The organism is Winogradskyella sp. HaHa_3_26 (genome assembly GCF_019278425.1).
Lineage (GTDB): Bacteria > Bacteroidota > Bacteroidia > Flavobacteriales > Flavobacteriaceae > Winogradskyella > Winogradskyella undariae.
Genome location: NZ_CP058981.1, coordinates 3,067,200 through 3,085,461, shown reverse-complemented (window position 1 = coordinate 3,085,461; position 18,262 = coordinate 3,067,200). Strand labels below are relative to the sequence as shown.

Annotated in this window: 15 protein-coding genes; 8 read left to right on the top strand and 7 right to left on the bottom strand. The window is 33.0% G+C overall.

Annotated elements, in window-relative coordinates:
* Positions 1-133: 133 nt before the first annotated feature.
* Positions 134-3,490, top strand: coding sequence for a preprotein translocase subunit SecA (gene secA, locus H0I32_RS13285; RefSeq protein WP_179314614.1), 3,357 nt, complete (start codon positions 134-136; stop codon positions 3,488-3,490).
* Positions 3,491-4,971: 1,481 nt separating this feature from the next.
* Positions 4,972-5,403: a hypothetical protein gene (locus tag H0I32_RS13280; protein ID WP_173588166.1), complete on the top strand. Its 432-nt coding sequence runs from the start codon at positions 4,972-4,974 to the stop codon at positions 5,401-5,403.
* A gap of 656 nt (positions 5,404-6,059) precedes the next feature.
* Here the strand turns inward: H0I32_RS13280 and H0I32_RS13275 are convergent.
* Positions 6,060-6,353, bottom strand: a complete 294-nt coding sequence (locus H0I32_RS13275) for a GIY-YIG nuclease family protein (RefSeq protein WP_179313870.1) — start codon at positions 6,351-6,353, stop codon at positions 6,060-6,062.
* Between the two features lie 725 nt (positions 6,354-7,078).
* Here H0I32_RS13275 and H0I32_RS13270 point away from each other — a divergent pair.
* Both H0I32_RS13270 and H0I32_RS13265 read left to right on the top strand, forming a co-directional pair.
* Positions 7,079-8,986, top strand: a complete 1,908-nt coding sequence (locus tag H0I32_RS13270; protein ID WP_179313869.1) for a S9 family peptidase — start codon at positions 7,079-7,081, stop codon at positions 8,984-8,986.
* Positions 8,987-9,028: 42 nt separating this feature from the next.
* Positions 9,029-9,436: a hypothetical protein gene (locus H0I32_RS13265; RefSeq protein WP_179313868.1), complete on the top strand. Its 408-nt coding sequence runs from the start codon at positions 9,029-9,031 to the stop codon at positions 9,434-9,436.
* 130 nt (positions 9,437-9,566) lie between these two features.
* On the opposite strand, the gene H0I32_RS13260 is transcribed toward H0I32_RS13265, so the two are convergent.
* Together H0I32_RS13260 and H0I32_RS13255 are read right to left on the bottom strand one after the other, a co-directional pair.
* Positions 9,567-10,523, bottom strand: coding sequence for a lipid A deacylase LpxR family protein (locus H0I32_RS13260; protein WP_179313867.1), 957 nt, complete (start codon positions 10,521-10,523; stop codon positions 9,567-9,569).
* 32 nt (positions 10,524-10,555) lie between these two features.
* Positions 10,556-11,245 carry a peptidoglycan DD-metalloendopeptidase family protein gene (locus tag H0I32_RS13255; protein ID WP_179313866.1) on the bottom strand — a complete coding sequence of 230 codons (690 nt, stop codon included), beginning with the start codon at positions 11,243-11,245 and terminating at the stop codon, positions 10,556-10,558.
* Positions 11,246-11,453: 208 nt separating this feature from the next.
* Between H0I32_RS13255 and H0I32_RS13250 the strand changes: the two genes are divergently transcribed.
* From H0I32_RS13250 to H0I32_RS13235, 4 genes are all read left to right on the top strand, one after another.
* Positions 11,454-12,008, top strand: a complete 555-nt coding sequence (locus H0I32_RS13250) for a DUF2911 domain-containing protein (RefSeq protein WP_179313865.1) — start codon at positions 11,454-11,456, stop codon at positions 12,006-12,008.
* A gap of 291 nt (positions 12,009-12,299) precedes the next feature.
* Positions 12,300-13,025, top strand: a complete 726-nt coding sequence (locus tag H0I32_RS13245; RefSeq protein ID WP_179313864.1) for a glycosyltransferase — start codon at positions 12,300-12,302, stop codon at positions 13,023-13,025.
* A 1-nt stretch (position 13,026) separates the two neighbouring features.
* The gene (locus H0I32_RS13240) at positions 13,027-13,650 is read left to right on the top strand and encodes a lipid-A-disaccharide synthase N-terminal domain-containing protein (RefSeq protein ID WP_179313863.1); all 624 of its coding nucleotides are present in this window, start codon (positions 13,027-13,029) and stop codon (positions 13,648-13,650) included.
* A complete protein-coding gene (locus tag H0I32_RS13235; protein ID WP_179313862.1) occupies positions 13,643-15,253 on the top strand; it encodes an ArnT family glycosyltransferase in 1,611 nt (536 codons plus the stop codon). The genes H0I32_RS13240 and H0I32_RS13235 overlap by 8 nt, the downstream gene beginning before the upstream one ends.
* A gap of 30 nt (positions 15,254-15,283) precedes the next feature.
* On the opposite strand, the gene H0I32_RS13230 is transcribed toward H0I32_RS13235, so the two are convergent.
* The 4 genes from H0I32_RS13230 to H0I32_RS13215 all read right to left on the bottom strand — a co-directional run bounded on the left by H0I32_RS13230 (position 15,284) and on the right by H0I32_RS13215 (position 18,204).
* Positions 15,284-15,850, bottom strand: a complete 567-nt coding sequence (locus tag H0I32_RS13230) for a phosphatase PAP2 family protein (RefSeq protein WP_173588155.1) — start codon at positions 15,848-15,850, stop codon at positions 15,284-15,286.
* Between the two features lie 2 nt (positions 15,851-15,852).
* Positions 15,853-16,080, bottom strand: coding sequence for a hypothetical protein (locus tag H0I32_RS13225; protein ID WP_173588154.1), 228 nt, complete (start codon positions 16,078-16,080; stop codon positions 15,853-15,855).
* Positions 16,081-16,205: 125 nt separating this feature from the next.
* On the bottom strand, positions 16,206-17,585 hold the full coding sequence (locus tag H0I32_RS13220; protein WP_179313861.1) for an MATE family efflux transporter: 1,380 nt from the start codon (positions 17,583-17,585) through the stop codon (positions 16,206-16,208).
* Between the two features lie 109 nt (positions 17,586-17,694).
* Entirely contained in the window at positions 17,695-18,204 is a 510-nt protein-coding gene (locus H0I32_RS13215) for a DUF3124 domain-containing protein (protein ID WP_179313860.1), read from the bottom strand.
* Positions 18,205-18,262: the final 58 nt, after the last annotated feature.

The window sequence follows — 18,262 nt, the reverse complement described above, 5'->3', positions numbered from 1 at the left end:
GACTTTTTTTATTTTCGGATACATTTTAATCTGAAATAACCTATATGTTCTAAGATGTAAATGATATCTTAAAACAACTAACTGAAATTAATACTAAGATTGGCAAATGCCAATCCGTTACAAATGATTAACTATGACTTTTTTAGATAAAGTACTTAAGGTTTTTGTTGGAGATAAATCCAAACAAGATGTAAGTGCCATTAAACCTATTGTTGAAAAAATAAAAACTTTCGAGAAAGCTTTAGAGGCCTTATCACACGATGAACTTAGGGCAAAAACTGCCGAGTTTAAAGCTAAAATAGCAGAAGCCAGGCAACCCTTAAATACTAAAAAAGAAGACCTTTTAGAAAAAGCAAAAAATACTGAAGATATTGATGCTCGCGAAGATCTTTATCTTGAAGTTGATAAAATTGACGATGAGATTTACGAAATAACCGAAGGTGTTTTAAACGATATTCTTCCTGAAGCCTTCGCCGTCGTTAAAGAAACAGCAAAGCGTTTTGTTCATAACACACAAATACCGGTAACAGCAAATGCTTTTGACCGTGAGATTTCCGGAGAACACGATTATGTCAACCTAGAAGGCGATCAAGCTATTTGGGAAAACTCTTGGGATGCTGCAGGTAAACCAATTACTTGGGACATGATTCATTATGATGTTCAGTTAATTGGTGGTATTGCAATGCACCAAGGAAAAATTGCAGAGATGCAAACAGGTGAAGGTAAAACTTTAGTTGCAACACTTCCTGTATACTTAAATGCCTTAGCGGGTAAAGGCGTACACCTAGTAACTGTAAATGATTACTTGGCAAAACGTGATAGTGCTTGGATGGCACCAATATTTCAGTTTCATGGTATGAGTATCGATTGTATCGATTTCCACACACCAAACTCTGATGCACGTCGTAAAGCTTACAATGCAGATATTACTTACGGAACAAATAACGAATTTGGTTTCGATTATTTACGTGATAACATGGCCAATTCGCCAGAAGATTTAGTGCAACGTCCACATCATTATGCTATTGTAGATGAGGTCGATTCCGTTTTAGTCGATGATGCACGTACACCATTAATCATCTCTGGACCAGTACCAAAAGGAGAGATACATGAATTTGATGCCTTAAAACCTAAAGTAAATGCCATTGAAGAAGTACAACGTAAATATTTAATTGGTGTCTTAGCAGAAGCTAAAAAACTGATTGCTGCTGGCGATACTAAAGAAGGTGGTTTCTTATTATTAAGAGCTTACAGAGGGATCCCTAAAAATAAAGCATTGATTAAGTTTTTATCTGAAGAAGGGATCAAGCAATTACTTCAAAAAACAGAAAATCATTACATGCAAGACAATAATAGAGAAATGCCTATTGTAGATGCAGAACTCTATTATGTAATTGATGAAAAAAACAATCAAGTTGAATTATCTGATAAAGGTGTTGAATTCCTTTCAGGTGAGGATGATCCCGATTTCTTCGTGATGCCAGAAATAGGAATTGAAATCGCTAAGATTGAAAACAAGAATTTATCTTCTGAAGAAGAAGCTGATCTTAAAGAAGAATTATTTAAAGACTTCGGAATTAAATCGGAACGTATTCATACGCTTAATCAACTTCTAAAAGCTTACGCCTTATTCGAGAAAGACAACCATTACGTTGTTATGGAAAACAAGGTTATGATTGTTGATGAGCAAACAGGTCGTATTATGGATGGCCGTCGTTATTCAGACGGATTACACCAAGCGATTGAAGCTAAAGAAAGTGTAAAAATTGAAGCAGCTACACAAACATTTGCTACAGTAACCCTTCAAAATTACTTTAGAATGTACCGTAAACTATCTGGTATGACAGGTACAGCAGTTACAGAAGCGGGTGAACTTTGGGAAATCTACAAATTAGATGTGGTTGAAATTCCAACCAACAGACCCATCGCTAGAGATGACAGAGACGATTTAGTTTACAAAACAAAACGTGAAAAATACAATGCCGTAATTGATGAAGTTACTGCTTTAGCACAAGCTGGAAGACCTGTATTAATTGGTACAACTAACGTTGAGATTTCAGAACTTTTAGGTAAAATGCTAAGCATTCGTAAGATAGACCATAATGTCTTAAATGCGAAACAACATAAGAAAGAAGCAGATATCGTAGCACAAGCAGGTAATGCGGGTCAAGTTACTATTGCCACCAACATGGCTGGTCGTGGTACCGATATTAAATTAAGTGATGAAGTTAAAAAAGCAGGAGGTTTAGCCATTGTAGGTACTGAGCGTCACGATTCACGTCGTGTAGACAGACAATTACGTGGTAGAGCTGGTCGTCAAGGAGATCCAGGAAGTTCACAATTCTATGTCTCTTTAGAAGATAACTTGATGCGTTTATTTGGATCTGAGCGTATTGCTAAGATGATGGACCGAATGGGCTTAAAAGAAGGAGAAGTCATTCAACACGGTATGATTTCTAAGTCTATTGAACGTGCACAGAAAAAAGTTGAAGAAAATAACTTTGGTGTTCGTAAACGTTTATTAGAGTATGACGATGTTATGAATGCACAACGTGAAGTTATTTACAAACGTCGTCGTAATGCCTTACATGGAGAACGTCTTAGAGTCGATTTAGCAAACATGATTTTTGATACCTCTGAAGGTATTGCAGAAAGCAATAAAAACGCTAATGATTTTAAAAACTTTGAATTTGAATTGATTCGTTATTTCTCAATGGCATCACCTATTTCTGAAGCTGAATTCGGGAAAAAGAATGCAACAGAAATTGCAGGAATCATTTACAAAGCCGCTTTTAAACATTATCGTGAAAAAATGCAACGTGCTGCAGATTTAGCATTTCCTGTCATTGAAAATGTATATGACACACAACGCGATCGTTTTAAAAGAATCGTGGTGCCTTTTACTGATGGTGTTAAAAACTTACAAGTTGTAACCGATTTAGAAAAAGCATACGAAACTAAAGGAACACAGTTAATTAATGATTTTGAAAAGAACATTACTTTAGCAATTGTTGATGATGCTTGGAAAGTACATTTGCGTAAAATGGACGAATTAAAGCAATCGGTTCAGTTAGCTGTACACGAGCAAAAAGATCCGTTGTTAATTTATAAATTTGAGTCTTTTGAATTGTTTAAAGCCATGATTGACCAAGTGAATAAAGATGTTATTTCATTCTTATTTAAAGGTGAAATTCCACAGGAAACAGCAAATACAATTCAAGAAGCAAAACAACGTAAGCAAGAAAAATTAGAAACTCAAAAAGATGAGATTCCTAATTTAGATGAGCGTTCTTCTCAAAATAGAGCTGCAGGTGCAGGAGCTTCACAACAACAGCAACAAGTTGTTGAAACGATTGTTAGAGATCAACCAAAAATTGGTCGTAATGATAAAATAACGATTAAGAACGTTATGAGCGGAGAAAGCAAAGACGTTAAATACAAACAAGCCATTCCTTTATTAGAAAAAGGAGAATGGGTATTAGTTGAATAATGTAATTTCTACGAAAGTAGAAACCGAATAAATAGAATTTAAAAATCCTGATGTAACCCATCAGGATTTTTTTGTTTTATACTTAAAGACGCATAGCGTCACTTCGAGTAAAATCCTCTCTTCTGGATTTTGTATCGAGTAGTATTCGTAATAACACAAGTTCTCGATACGTTTCTCGCTTACTCAAAACACTCGAACTAACGGGAAGAATATAAAACAAACCTCAACGTCACTTCGAGTGAAATTCTCTTTTTAGGAATTTTGTATCGAGAAGTATTCTTATTAACAAAAGTTCTCGATACATTTCTCGCTTACTCAAAACACGCGAACTGACGGAAAAATATAAAACGAACCTCATACGTCACTTCGAGTGGAATTTCCTTTTTGGAATTTTGTATCGAGAAGTATTCTTATTAACAAAAGTTCTCGATACGTTTTTCGCTTACTCAAAACACGCGAACTGACGGAAAAATATAAAACGAACCTCAACGTCACTTCGAGTAAAATCCTCTCTTCTGGATTTTGTATCGAGTAGTATTCGTAATAACACAAGTTGTGATTAATATTGCCGACTTTCGGTCATCCACCAAACATTGTAGCTTTCTTCGAGGTCTTTTAAGTTTCCAAAAATGATGTGATTTGAAAATCGACGTAGGAAGATTTTTAAAGCGCCAAACTGTTCGATTGAAATCGTTGAGAGCGCGCTCTCAGAACGTTTGAAAACGTTAAACAGTTTGTCTGAAGTTATTGAAAAAAAATGAGAAAGTCAAGTTTGTTATATTATTTAACACTAATAAACACCTGACTTATAGTCCCTTACATTGATGTTTTTTTCAACAACTCATCATTTTTAGAAATTTAAATAATAAGGATTCGAAGAAAGTTTTTATTTTAAAACAAGCCATATATCGGTATATAACCAATTTTAAAACAAAACAATGTCTGGTGGCTGAATATCCTATGTAGCGTCGTCCATACTACGTATTTTAAGCTTAAAGTAGATAACCAAATCTAAGCCTAGAATAAAGATCCTGGAAAGCTATAAACCAAAAGAAAATAAAAATACTAAACACAACAGCGCATATAAAAAATAGCTTAGTCATTGATTTAATTTTATTTTTTGTTTCTTTATAGAAGATATATAAACCCGAAAGGCAGCTGATAATGAAGACGCTACTTTTCATATACGTACACCGTTCTCGATACATTTCTCGCTTACTCAAAACACTCGAACTGACGGGAAGAATATAAAACAAACCTCAACGTCACTTCGAGTGAAATTCTCTTTTTAGGAATTTTGTATCGAGAAGCAATTACTTCTCTCTAATAAATCTACATCTTTAATAAAACTTACCGCCCTATTATGGATCAATATTTAAGATTATCAATCAAAACTAAATTCTCCAAGAATATTTAAAAATACAGCTTACCTTATAACTTTTGTTTTTAATTTCGTTATGTTAATATAACGAACAAAAAATATGATGGATATTTCAAATCAGGACGTTTCAGATTTCGAATTTACACTTTCTTTAGAGATTGCTGGAAACATAGTAGATGAAAGACATGACCTTACCATAGGTGCTCTCACAATGATAAAAAAGAAAAAAACTTATGTTATAGACTTCAATCAATCTTATACAACTTACATTGAAGCCAGAGATATTACTGTAATAGAATGCCATTGCCCACAGCAACATTTTGAAATATTGGAAGATGGCACAAGGTATAATGAGGATTTTCCTGATTGCAAATTTGACCTTTCTACTACAGAAATGCCTAATGCTGATAATGTTTTATGGCTAGATGGCGAACTGGATGCTGAGATTAAGAGTATGACTTTGACTGGAAAACTTAATGAAACGTATTCATTTTCATCCAACGTTATTGAATGGAGTTCCTATGAGTCTTAAAAAGACCACTTAGTTCTCGATACGTTTCTCGCTTACTCGAAACACTCGAACTGACGGAGGTATATAAATCGGACCTCAACGTCGCTTCGAGTGAAATCCCCTGTTTAGGGATTTTGTATCGAGAAGTATTCAAAATAACTAACGTTCTCGATACGTTTCTCGCTCACTCAAAACACTCGAACTGACGGGAAGAGTACAAATCTAACCTCATAACGTCACTTCGAGTGAAATCCCTTTTTTGGGATTTTGTATCGAGAAGTATTCGTAATAACAAGAGTTCTCGATACGTTTCTCGCTCACTCAAAACACTCGAACTGACGGAATAATACAAAACGAACCTCATACGTCACTTCGAGTGAAATCCCTTTTTTGGGATTTTGTATCGAGAAGTATTCGTAATAACAAGAGTTCTCGATACGTTTCTCGCTCACTCAAAACACTCGAACTGACGGGAAGAGTACAAATCTAACCTCATAACGTCACTTCGAGTGAAATCCCTTTTTTGGGATTTTGTATCGAGAAGTATTCAAAGTAACACAAGTTCTCGATACATTTCTCGCTTACTCGAAACACTCGAACTGACGGAATAATACAAAACTAACCTCATACGTCACTTCGAGTGAAATCCCTTTTTTGGGATTTTGTATCGAGAAGCTTCATTTATCAAAATTCTTCTTTGCGAGGTTAGGTAACTTTTCAAAGTCACCACTGATCAAAGCTTCTTTTTTTATCCTTGACCATTTCTTTATTTGTTTTTCAGTTTGAATAGCTAAATTTATATCCGTAAACTCAGCATAATAAACTAAACTTAGAGGTCTTCTTTTATAAGTATAACTATCCTTGTGTTTCCCTGTTTTATGCTCCTCTACTCTTTTAGTTAGATTAGAAGTTATACCTGTGTAATAAGAATTATCTGAACATTTTAATATGTAAACATAGGACTGTTTCATGGTTACAAGATAATAAATTGCATTTAAAACCTAATAGACAGATATTTGATTAACAAAAGTTCTCGATACATTTCTCGCGCACTCAAAACACTCGAACTGACGGAATAATATAAATAGAACCTCAACGTTGCTTTGAATGAAATCCCTTTTTAGGATTTTGTATTGAGAAGTATTCAAAGTAACTAACGTTCTCGATACGTTTCTCGCGCACTCGAAACACTCGAACTGACGGAAGCATATAAATTGAACCTCATACGTTGCTTTGAATGAAATCCCTTTTTAGGGATTTTGTATCGAGAAGTATTCAAAGTAACTAACGTTCTCGATACGTTTCTCGCGCACTCGAAACACTCGAACTGACGGAAGCATATAAATTGAAGCTCAACGTTACTTTGAGTGAAATCTTCTTTTTGGGATTTTGTATTGAGAAGTATTCAAAGTAACTAACGTTCTCGATACGTTTCTCGCGCACTCGAAACACTCGAACTGACGGAAGCATATAAATTGAAGCTCAACGTTACTTTGAGTGAAATCTTCTTTTTGGGATTTTGTATTGAGAAGTATTCGTAACAACCAACGTTCTCGATACGTTTCTCGCTTACTCAAAACACTCGAACTGACTGGTGTTTATCACAAAGAAAATTCTTAAATTTACACTTCTAAATTCACAATAAAAATCAACGTTTTATAACCCAATAAAACAGACTACAATTAATACATTCATTATGAAAAATATAGTCCTAATTATAACCTTTATGTTAAGCAGCACTTTAGTTACCGCACAAAAAACAATGACCCCCGAATTATTATGGAAAGTAGAACGCTTAAGCGTTATGGGACTCAACGAAGATGCTTCAACTATTTTTTTCGCTATAAAAACACCGGATATTCAAACAAATGGTTACGACTCTAAATATTATAAAATGCCTATTTCGGGTGGTGATGCTACTGAAATAACAAAAGAAGAGGTTACGGTAAGTGACAAAAATATATCTCCTGACGGTACGTATCAATTATTCAACAAAGAAGTCGCTATTGAAGCTGTCAAAGGGAAAGATGTTTATAAGGATTTAAAAGCTGCTGAAGTTTATATTTTTTCTGATTTAGACATTCGCCATTGGGATACTTGGCAAGATGGTAATTTTAATCACTTATTCTATAAACAAGTCGGAAACGATAATGAAACAGGAATAGATGTGATGCCAAATGAACCTTTCCATACGCCACAACGTCCTTTTGGTGGTGATGAAGATTACATTTGGTCACCTGACAGTAAAGACATTTACTATGTTAGCAAAAAACTAAAGGGTAAAGCTTATGCGACCAGTACTGACACAAATATTTTTAAATACAATTTAGAAAATAAAACGACAGAGAACATTACAGAAGCTAATAAAGGCTATGATACAACTCCGGCTTTTTCTTCAAAAGGTGCTTTAGCCTGGTTACAAATGAAAACTGATGGTTACGAAAGTGATAAAAATGATATTATTGTTTTAAACAACGGAATCAAACAAAATTTAACAGCCAACTGGGACGATGCTGTAAGAAGTTTTCTTTGGAGTAATGACGGAAAAGATATCTTTTTCACAGCTCCTGTAGATGGAACAATTCAACTTTTTAAAGTGAATTACCCTGGTAAAAAACGAATTGCTCCTGTTGTGGAACAGCTTTCTAACGGACAATTTGATATCACTTCTATTGTTGCACAAAAGGATAAAACACTTTTGGTTACAAGAACAGATATGAATCATGCTGCTGATATTTTTAGTTTCGACTTAAAAACTAAAAAATTCAATCAACTCACAAACATCAATAGTGACTTATACGCTAGTGTAGATTTACCAAGCGTCGAAAAACGTTACGTTACAACTACTGATGGTAAACAAATGTTAGTTTGGGTTATTTTACCTCCAAACTTTGATGCTACTAAAAAATACCCAACCTTATTATATGCTCAAGGTGGACCACAATCTCCATTATCTCAATTTTATTCTTACCGTTGGAATTTCCAATTAATGGCATCTCAAGGTTATATCGTAGTTGCTCCAAACCGTCGTGGTATGCCTGGCCATGGTGTAAAATGGAATGAAGATATTAGTAAAGATTGGGGAGGACAAGTCATGGATGATTATTTATCTGCTATAGATGACATTGCCAAAGAACCTTACGTAGATAACGATAGATTAGGTGCTATTGGAGCAAGTTTTGGTGGTTATTCTGTTTTCTATTTAGCGGGAATTCATAACAATCGTTTTAAATCTTTTATTGCACATGATGGAGTTTTTGATACCAGAAGTATGTACGGAACTACCGAAGAATTATTCTTTGTAAATCATGATTTTGGAGGACCATATTGGGACAAAACCAATGAAGCTGCTCAAAAAACATATAACGAGTTTAACCCTATTACTAAAATCTCTGAATGGAATACACCAATTTTAATTATTCAAGGCGGAAAAGATTACCGTGTACCTATTGAACAAGGTTTAGGGGCTTACCAAGCTGCTCAATTATTAGGATTGAAAAGTAAATTATTATATTTTCCTGAGGAAAATCACTGGGTTTTAAAACCTCAAAATGCTTTAGTTTGGCAACGTGAATTTTTTAAATGGTTAAAGGAAACGTTATAATATTCTAAGTTTAAATTTATAATCATTAATAATTCAACCTAAATGATAAGAAATATTTTAGCTACAATTTTTGGCTTTATAATAGCATCATTAACTGTTTATAGTATTGAAAACCTCATCGGTCATAATTTATTTCCTCTCCCAATTGGTGCAGATCCTTTAAATATGGAATGGTTGAGTAATAACATGAATTTAATTCCTACAGGGATGAAAATCTGTGTTGTGATAGCTCATTTCACGGGTGTTATTATTGGAATGTTTGTGGCTGCTAAAATTTCTAAGCAAAGTATGGTACCAAGTTATATTGTTGGCGCCTTAATGCTTACTGCTACATTTTTTAATATTGTTATGTTACCTAAAGAACTTTGGTTTACACTTTCTGATGGTGGTTTTGCTATTCTTGGTTTTATTATAGGGAAGATTTTATCTGAAAGACAAATAAAAAAGTAAGTTGATACGTCACTTCAAGTGAAATCCTCTTTTCAGGATTTTGTATCGAGAAGTATTCTTTGTAATAAAGGTTCTCGATACGTTTCTCTCGCACTCAAAACACTCGAACTGACGTTAGACGCTATGTGATCTAAAATGTGAATCCGATTCTAATGCCTCCCCATTTTGCTGAAACCCCAGACTCAAATTCGCGTGTAATTGCTGATCGGGTATATTCAAAATACATGGTTTTTGTTTTTATAACGATACCATAATTATATTGTGCTGTAAAACGTTCCACTCCTTTTGATGAAATTGTATACGGATTATCTCTATTAAATAAGCCGCCTTGCAAAGTAGCATCATAACCAACAACAGTAATAATCGGTTGCGCATAAGCATAAATTTGAAATTTGTTTTTAGGTTTATCAGCTGTAAATTCTGAATTTAGAATTCCAAAGGTCGTATTAAAACCTAAAGATGTATTTGTAAATAAAGTCCCTAATTGTACTGAAGATTGCGCTTGTAAAGCAAACAAATGATTGTATTGATAAATTTGCTTTTCATAATTTATCTGATAATTAATGACCACATCATTTTGAATTTGGTTATCCCAACCACCAGGAACTTTATTCCCTGTTGCTTCATGAATGCCAACTTGCATTTCTTTCCCGAAAGCTCCAGGACCAATTAATCCTAAACTTAAAGACTGTGATATTCTTGTTTTACGAATGGTATCTGTGGCAATTGTAAATGACTTCAACATTATAGCTGTAGAAAAAGGACGATCTCCAAATTGAATAGCTTCACTTACATAATCATTCGGTGTAAAACCAATATGTTCTAAGGATAAACCATATTTGGTATGCGATGCTTTAGGTTTAATGAATAGATAATTTATCGGATTTTTTTCTAAACTAGGAGAAACTAATTCCAAATTATAACCCTGTGTATAGTTTTCGTCTGTAGCAGCAAAATAATCATTATCGTAGTGAAATCTAAAATAGGTTTCACTCTCTATATTTCGGTACGAAACTGAATTATCTATTTTCTGAGCCAACAAACTTATTGGTAACAAAAACAAAATACTAATAACAAATACTCTCATACAACACATACGAGAATATTAAAGCTTAGGTTTTACTTGTTCAATTTCAATAATAAATTAGGATCAGGACAATTCAATTTATAAAATTCTAAATCTATTTGATTAGAAACTCCTGGGTAATCACCTTTATAATCTTCAATATCTTTTATAATTTGAAAATGTAAATGTGGAGGATAATCACCGTTAATCTCTGCTGTCCCTAAATTTGCGATCTGTTCTCCTTGCTTCACCTCTGCTCCAACTTTCAGGTTTTCAATTGAAGCTAAACTTAAATGTCCATAGAGTGTGTAAAACTCAAATTCTTCAATTTTATGTTTCAAAATTATAGTTGGGCCATAATCTCCATAATTGGTGTTATTTTTAAAACTATGAATAGTTCCTTTTAAAGGTGAAAATATCGCTGTATTTGCTTCAATCCAAAGATCTAAACCAATGTGAATATTACGTTCCGTTTCTTTATTTAGTTGATTAAAATAATCACTACGTTGATAAATACCACGCTGTTCTAAATAACCGCCGAAAGCCAATTTAGCATTATTTTGTTTCATGTAATTCCAGATATACGCTTCCAAATCTTTAGAAGACGAAACATTAACTTGTTTTAATTCAGTATTCTCAACCGATAAATCTAAAGAAACACAAGTACCTTTGGCTACTGAAATATCTATTATAGGATGTGATTTTAATGTCTCTAAAAAACATTGAAAAGAAGAAATTAACATGGACTCATATTTAGAGTGTAAAATTATACATTAATAAGATTGAAAACTTGAACGGTTATAAAATTCTAATAATAATTTCCGTTTTATAAGAAAAACTTAAAATTCAACGTTAACCAATCATAAAGTTAGGGATTTGAATTATCTTTAAATCTTGAATACTTATGTTTGTGTTATTATTTCAAATTAAAATTTATTAAGATTTATAATCATGCTGAAACGCCTCCTTATCATTTTGTTTATTTTAGCTTTAGGCTTACTTTCATATTCTGTTTTTGTTGAAAATATTTTCTCTCCACGTTTAAGTCCAAAGGATTCTGCAAAGATTTCATTAAACGATTTAGATATCACGGTAGAATACAACAGACCTTCTAAACGCGATCGTGAGGTTTTTGGAGCACTTGTTCCTTTTGATGAAGTTTGGAGAACAGGAGCTAACGAAGCAACGACTTTTGAAACTAATAAATCATTGATGATTGATGGTATTGAGTTAAGAAAAGGAAAATATACCATTTGGACTGTACCAATGGAAGATTCATGGAAGGTGATGTTTAACTCTAAACAATACGAATGGGGTGTTAACGAAAAGATGGAACCTATGTGGGATCCTAATTACGATGCTTTAGAAATTATTGTTCCTGCACAACAACTCGATATTACAGTTGAACGTTTTACAATTGCATTTGATAATAAAACAGGGCATTTAAAATTAACGATGGCTTGGGATAATACATTCATTGAAGTCCCTATTGATATTGTTGAATAATTAAGCTTTAAATAAACTGAAGTCTTTTTAGTTATAGCTATTAGATTCAATTTATAATTCTTTTGGAAATAAAAAAACAGAGAGTTTCTCTGAATATATTGATGAGGAAAAAGATGTGATTAAGTATTCCATGAACTTGAAATACGAGAGAAATCGAACAAAATAAGAGTTGAAATGGAGAATACTAATTAATGTCTAGATTAAACCTCTCCACAACTATACATTAAACTACAAGACTTATGCCGTGACACAAAAAAACGATATTTTTGTGCCCATTAAGTAACAAAACGAATGACGTACCAATTTACCATTATAGTTCCGGTTTATAATGAAGAAGAGAACCTAGAACGTGTAGAAAAGGAACTTTCTAACTATCTTAAGATTGCAACTGTATCTACCGCTATCTTATTTGTGAACGATGGTTCTAGTGATAATAGCCAAGCTTTAATTGAAACTATTTGTAAACGTAATGAAGCGTTTGAATATATTTTATTTAAAGAAAACAGAGGCTTAAGTGCGGCTATTAAGGCTGGGTTTGATGCTGTAGATACTGAATTGGTAGGTTATATAGATTCTGATTTACAAACTGCTCCAGAAGATTTCAATATCCTTTTAGAACATATAGGTCAACATGAGCTGGTTACAGGTGTACGCTCTAATCGAAAAGATTCTTTTGTAAAGAACATGTCTTCTAAAATTGCTAATGGTATAAGACGTGCATTTACGCATGATGGCATGGATGATACCGGTTGCCCGCTTAAAGTTATAAAAACAGATTATGCTAAACACATTCCGATGTTTAGAGGATTACACCGTTTTTTACCTGCCATGATTATGTTACAAAATGGACGTGTAACGCAAATTACTGTACAACACTTCCCTAGAATGGCAGGAACTGCTAAATTTGGACTTTGGAACCGATTACTTGGTCCTTTAATGGATTGTTTTGCTTATTTATGGATGAAGAAAAAATATATTAATTACGATATTTCAAAATCTAGTAAAGACAACGTATAATTTGAAAGACTGGTTTATTTACAGCATTGGTTTCTTAGCTCAGATCTTATTTTCTTCTCGGCTAATTATACAATGGATCACCTCAGAAAAGCAACGTAAAGTTATCACTCCAAATACTTTTTGGACCCTAAGTTTAATTGCCTCTTTCTTATTATTTATTTATGGTTATTTACGCTTAGACTTTGCCATTATGCTCGGACAAAGTTTAACCTACTATATTTATATCCGAAATTTACAGCTGCAAGGGCAATGGCAAAAATTCCCAAAAGTGATACAATATTTACTTTTTGCTGTTCCTATTTTAATTGTTCTTTTCTATTATAACAATAATAAAATTGATGTTGATTTATTATTTCAAAATGATGCTATACCAACATGGTTATTGGCTTTAGGGATTGTGGCACAAATTGTTTTTACACTACGTTTTGTATATCAATGGATTCATTCGGAACGGCATAAAGCCTCTAGTTTACCTTTAGGTTTTTGGGTCTTGAGTTTAATAGGGGCAGGTTTAATCTTAACTTATGCCATTATTAGAAAAGATCCGGTATTATTTATTGGCCACTTATTTGGCTTAGTAATTTATGCTCGTAACGCTTATTTAATTAGACATACCAATGATTAAGTTCATCGAAAAATATCCTATTCCTAGCCTTTTACTATTTGTTATCGTCATGCTTGGCTTTACCATTGACGCTATTCCTGTGACGATTATGGAAGCTCGAAATTTTATTTCAGCTAGAGAAATGCTTACGGATAACAATTGGGTTTTAACCACAATGAATGGCGTTGCACGTTATGAGAAACCACCTTTACCAACTTGGATTACGGCTGCTTTTGGATATCTTTTTAGTATTACATCTGTGTTAGCTTTACGTTGGCCTGCCCTTCTTTTTGTTGCGAGTATCGGAATTTCAATCTATTTATTGTCAAAAAAATTAAACTTAACACCATCGCATAGTTTAATTAATGGTTTTATTGCGTTAACCTCTTTTTACATCTTAGGAATTACTATTGAAGCTCCTTGGGATATATACACCCATGGTTTTATGCTTATGGCCTTATATCAGCTGTTTCTTATGTTTCAAACTGGTAAAACCGCTATTGTAAGAAGTTTACTTTTTGTACTATTCTTAGCTTGCTCCGTATTATCTAAAGGTCCCGTTTCATTATACGTGTTGTTTTTACCTTTTATAATTGCTTACGGTATTGCTTTTAAATTTAAAGGAGGAATCCTTCATTTTTTAAAACTTTTTAGTCTTTTAATTTTCGGACTCGTTTTAGGTGCCTGGTGGTATCTTCATGTTAGAATCGCAGATCCAGAAACTTTTAATACTATTGCAGAGCGCGAAACTTCTAATTGGCACAGTTATAATGTAAGACCTTTTTACTATTACTGGAGCTTCTTTATACAAACAGGTTTATGGACTATCCCTGCTTTTATTAGTTTATTATATCCTTATTTAAAATCTAGAGTTAGTAATCTTAAAGCTTATAGATTTAGTTTCTTTTGGACCATTTTAGCTGTTATTTTACTCTCTGTTATTCCTGAAAAGAAATCCAGATACTTAATGCCTGTTCTTATTCCACTAGCTTTTAATATTGGATTTTATATTGAATATTTAGTCCGTGAATTCAAGAATCTAAAGTCGAAGAAAGAAACTCTTCCTGTTTATTTTCAGTTTGGGTTAATTGGTACTATAGCTATCCTATTCTGGGTTATTGGTTTTTCAATAAGTTCTTTTTTAACAGGAATTGTTCTTGTAAGGTTTATAATCTGTAGTCTCGTTTTGGCGCTTATTGGATTTTATATTTTTAAAAGCTTAAAGGCTAAAAACATTAAATCGGCTTTCTATCTTGTAATAAGTTTTATGCTTTGCATTGGCTTTTTAGCTTTACCGCTAGCCAAGTTACAAGCACAACCCGATTACAAAACACTTTCGGAATTACCATCAGATGCCATTCCGCTTTACAGATTAGATGGTGTGTCACCTGAAGCGATCTATAATTATGGAGCTAAGATTCCGAGTATAAAAACGGATGAAGGTATTTTAATTCCTGAAGAAAAACAATTCAGACTCTTAACTACAACGGCTCTACCTGAAGACATAGAAGAACTTTCTAAACTTTATACTATTGAATTTAAAGCGACTTATGACTTTAATTTTTCTAGTGCAAATGAAAGATCTCGATTAGTGAATCAACTCTATTTATTGACCAGAAAATAAAAAGGTTTCAAAAAGCTTTTTCTAAAAAACTTAAGCTACATATCTTTTAAAAAGATAATTATAAAGTTTATAAAATCCAAACCCTGTAATCGTTCCAAAAGTTAGACCACAAAGGATATCTAAAGGATAGTGCACACCTACATAAATGCGACTGTAAGCCACAATTAAACTCCAAATAACAAGTAGATAGATTAAGTTTTTAAAGTAAGGTTTTAAAAGTAAACCTGTAAAAATAGCCACGGCCATAGAGTTAGAGGCATGACCAGAGAAAAAACCATATTTTCCACAACGAGGAGCAACAAAACGTGTTAAATCCATAATACCTTCTGCCCTACAAGGACGTGCTCTTTGAAAAGTATCTTTAAAAACATTGGTAATTTGATCTGTAAATGTAATCATTGCAGCAACAACAAAAACCAATAATAAAATCCCTTTCCAGCCATATTTCTTATAAATCAAGAAGAGTAATACAGCATATAACGGAATAGAACACAGTTTATTAGTAATCACTAACCATAATCCATCCCAAGATTCAGAACCCAAATTATTGAGATATAAAAACAGGCTTTTATCTAATTCTATAAGTTGCTCTAACATTATTAATCGTCGTATCTCGCTATTTCTCTATCGTAAAAATCAGTAGCTTCTTGAATATAATTTTCAGTTTCACTCTCTAATTCCTTTTCGTCGTGCTGATCAAATTCTTCAAACCATTCTACTTCATCATCTTCAAGATTAATGATAAAGCGCGGGAATTCTGTATGAATAATAAAAATTGCATTCGGATAATCTGTGTTATCACCTAATATGAATTTTGGTAGTTCCATGTAATAAATATAATATTTGAAGCCTGAGACTTGGTGTAAAATTTAACTTAAGTTGCAAATATATCGATTTTGCTTGAGCTGTTCGATTAATATTGAAATATCGAATAGGCTTATAAAATCAGAATTTAATTTGATGTTTTTACAATTAACTTTTTAGTCAGCAAATGAAATCTTATAAATAACATAATAGCCGCGACACTTAAACCTACAATAAGTCCAATCCATATACCAAGGCTGCCATAAGCCTCTTCTTTCCCTAAATAATAGGATATAGGAAAACCTATCACCCAATAAGATATAAAAGTAATTACAGTCGGTATTTTAACATCTTGTAGTCCTCTTAACGCTCCAAGTGCTATAACCTGAAGACTGTCTGTTATTTGAAAAACCGCTGCGGCTAGCAACAATGTCGCTGCAACTGTTACCACTTCTGTAGTATCTACGATATTAATAGGATCATCTAAATCTACATACATCGTTGGTAAGAACTTATGAAAAACAACAAATAATAATGCAAAAAGAACAGCAAAAATAAACCCAACCATAAATATCGATTCGGCAATACGTTTTAATGCCGAATAATCTTTTAATCCTTTTTGATTTCCAACTCTAATCATCGCTGCAACACTTAATCCTGTAGCAACCATAAAGGTCATTGAAGACAAGTTTAATGCAATTTGATTAGCGGCTTGTGCATTGGCTCCTAAAGTACCACTTAACCAAACGGCAGCTGTAAAAATACCAACTTCAAAAAACATCTGTAATGCACTAGGCAATCCCAAGTTGGTTAATTTTTTTATAGGTGCTTTACTTAAGTTGAAGAATTTTAGGTTGGTAACATACGCTTTAGATTTTTCTCGTTTTGCAAGTAAACACCATAAATAAGCAACCATAACAAAACGAGACACTAAAGTTCCAACGGCTGCACCAACAATCCCCATCTCAGGGAAACCAAACTTCCCAAAAATTAAAATATAGTTAATTGCTACATTAAGTAAATTGGCAACAATAGTAGCATACATAGGGTATTTGGTTAATGACAAACCATCACTAAATTGTTTAAATGCTTGAAAAACAATTAAAGGCACGAGAGAAAAAGCCACTAAGTCTAAATAAGGAATCGCAAGGTCGACAACCTCTTTTGGCTGATCCATAATGTACATTAAGGGCTTTGCAAATAGTAAAATTATAAACAATATTAATCCCAAAACGGTACATAAAAAAAGACCATGTTTAAATACAGATTTCCCCTTATCAAAATCATTTTCTGTATCAGCTTCAGCAACTAATGGCGTAATGGCAGTAGAAAAACCAATACCCAAAGACATCGCAATAAATATAAAACTATTCCCTAAGGATACTGCTGCTAATTCCGCAGCTCCCAACTGACCAACCATAACGTTGTCTACAAAACTCACAAAAGTATGACCAAGCATCCCTAACATTACAGGCGATGCAAGTCGTAAATTGTATCTAAATTCTTTAGTGTAATGACTTAAAACCATGACGCAAAAGTAATACTTCCTTTTAGTTTTAAGAATGAATTATTTCTTAAATAATTTGAATTTTAAGAATCTAAAAAACACTTAAAAAATGACTAGAAATCAGCTTTAATTAATCGATTCTTTTTCCTTCCGTAAGAAATGATAAACCTTGTTGACCAGATGTAGACGTCATAATACCTTCAAAAATAGGTTCAGAACAATCTTTAGGTATTTGCCAATCGAAAATAAAATTACCCCCGGTACCACCTGCAATATCTATTTCATTGATTACAATATCTAAAGTTTCCATCGGTAATACATAAACAGGATTTTCAAAATACGTTTTTAACAAAACACCGTGCGTATCGTAATATTTAATATTTGATAAATAAATACTGTCTTTTTCACTTGTATTTCTAATACTAATCATTGCTGTAAGATTATACGTTTTATGCTGCGTATAACTATATATTTGAGAATAAACAGACAAATAGGACTTCCCTGATTCTAGAGAATCTGTGGGATTAATTGTAGCAGTACGAGCTTTCCAATTAATTTTTTCATATTCCTCATTACTAGAAACTTCTTTACAAGAATAGAAACCACAAAGTACTAATACTAAAACTATTATTTTTTTCATAATAAAATAAGTTGATTTACGGTTCTTTACAAAAATAACAGATTAGAGTTAGTTTTAG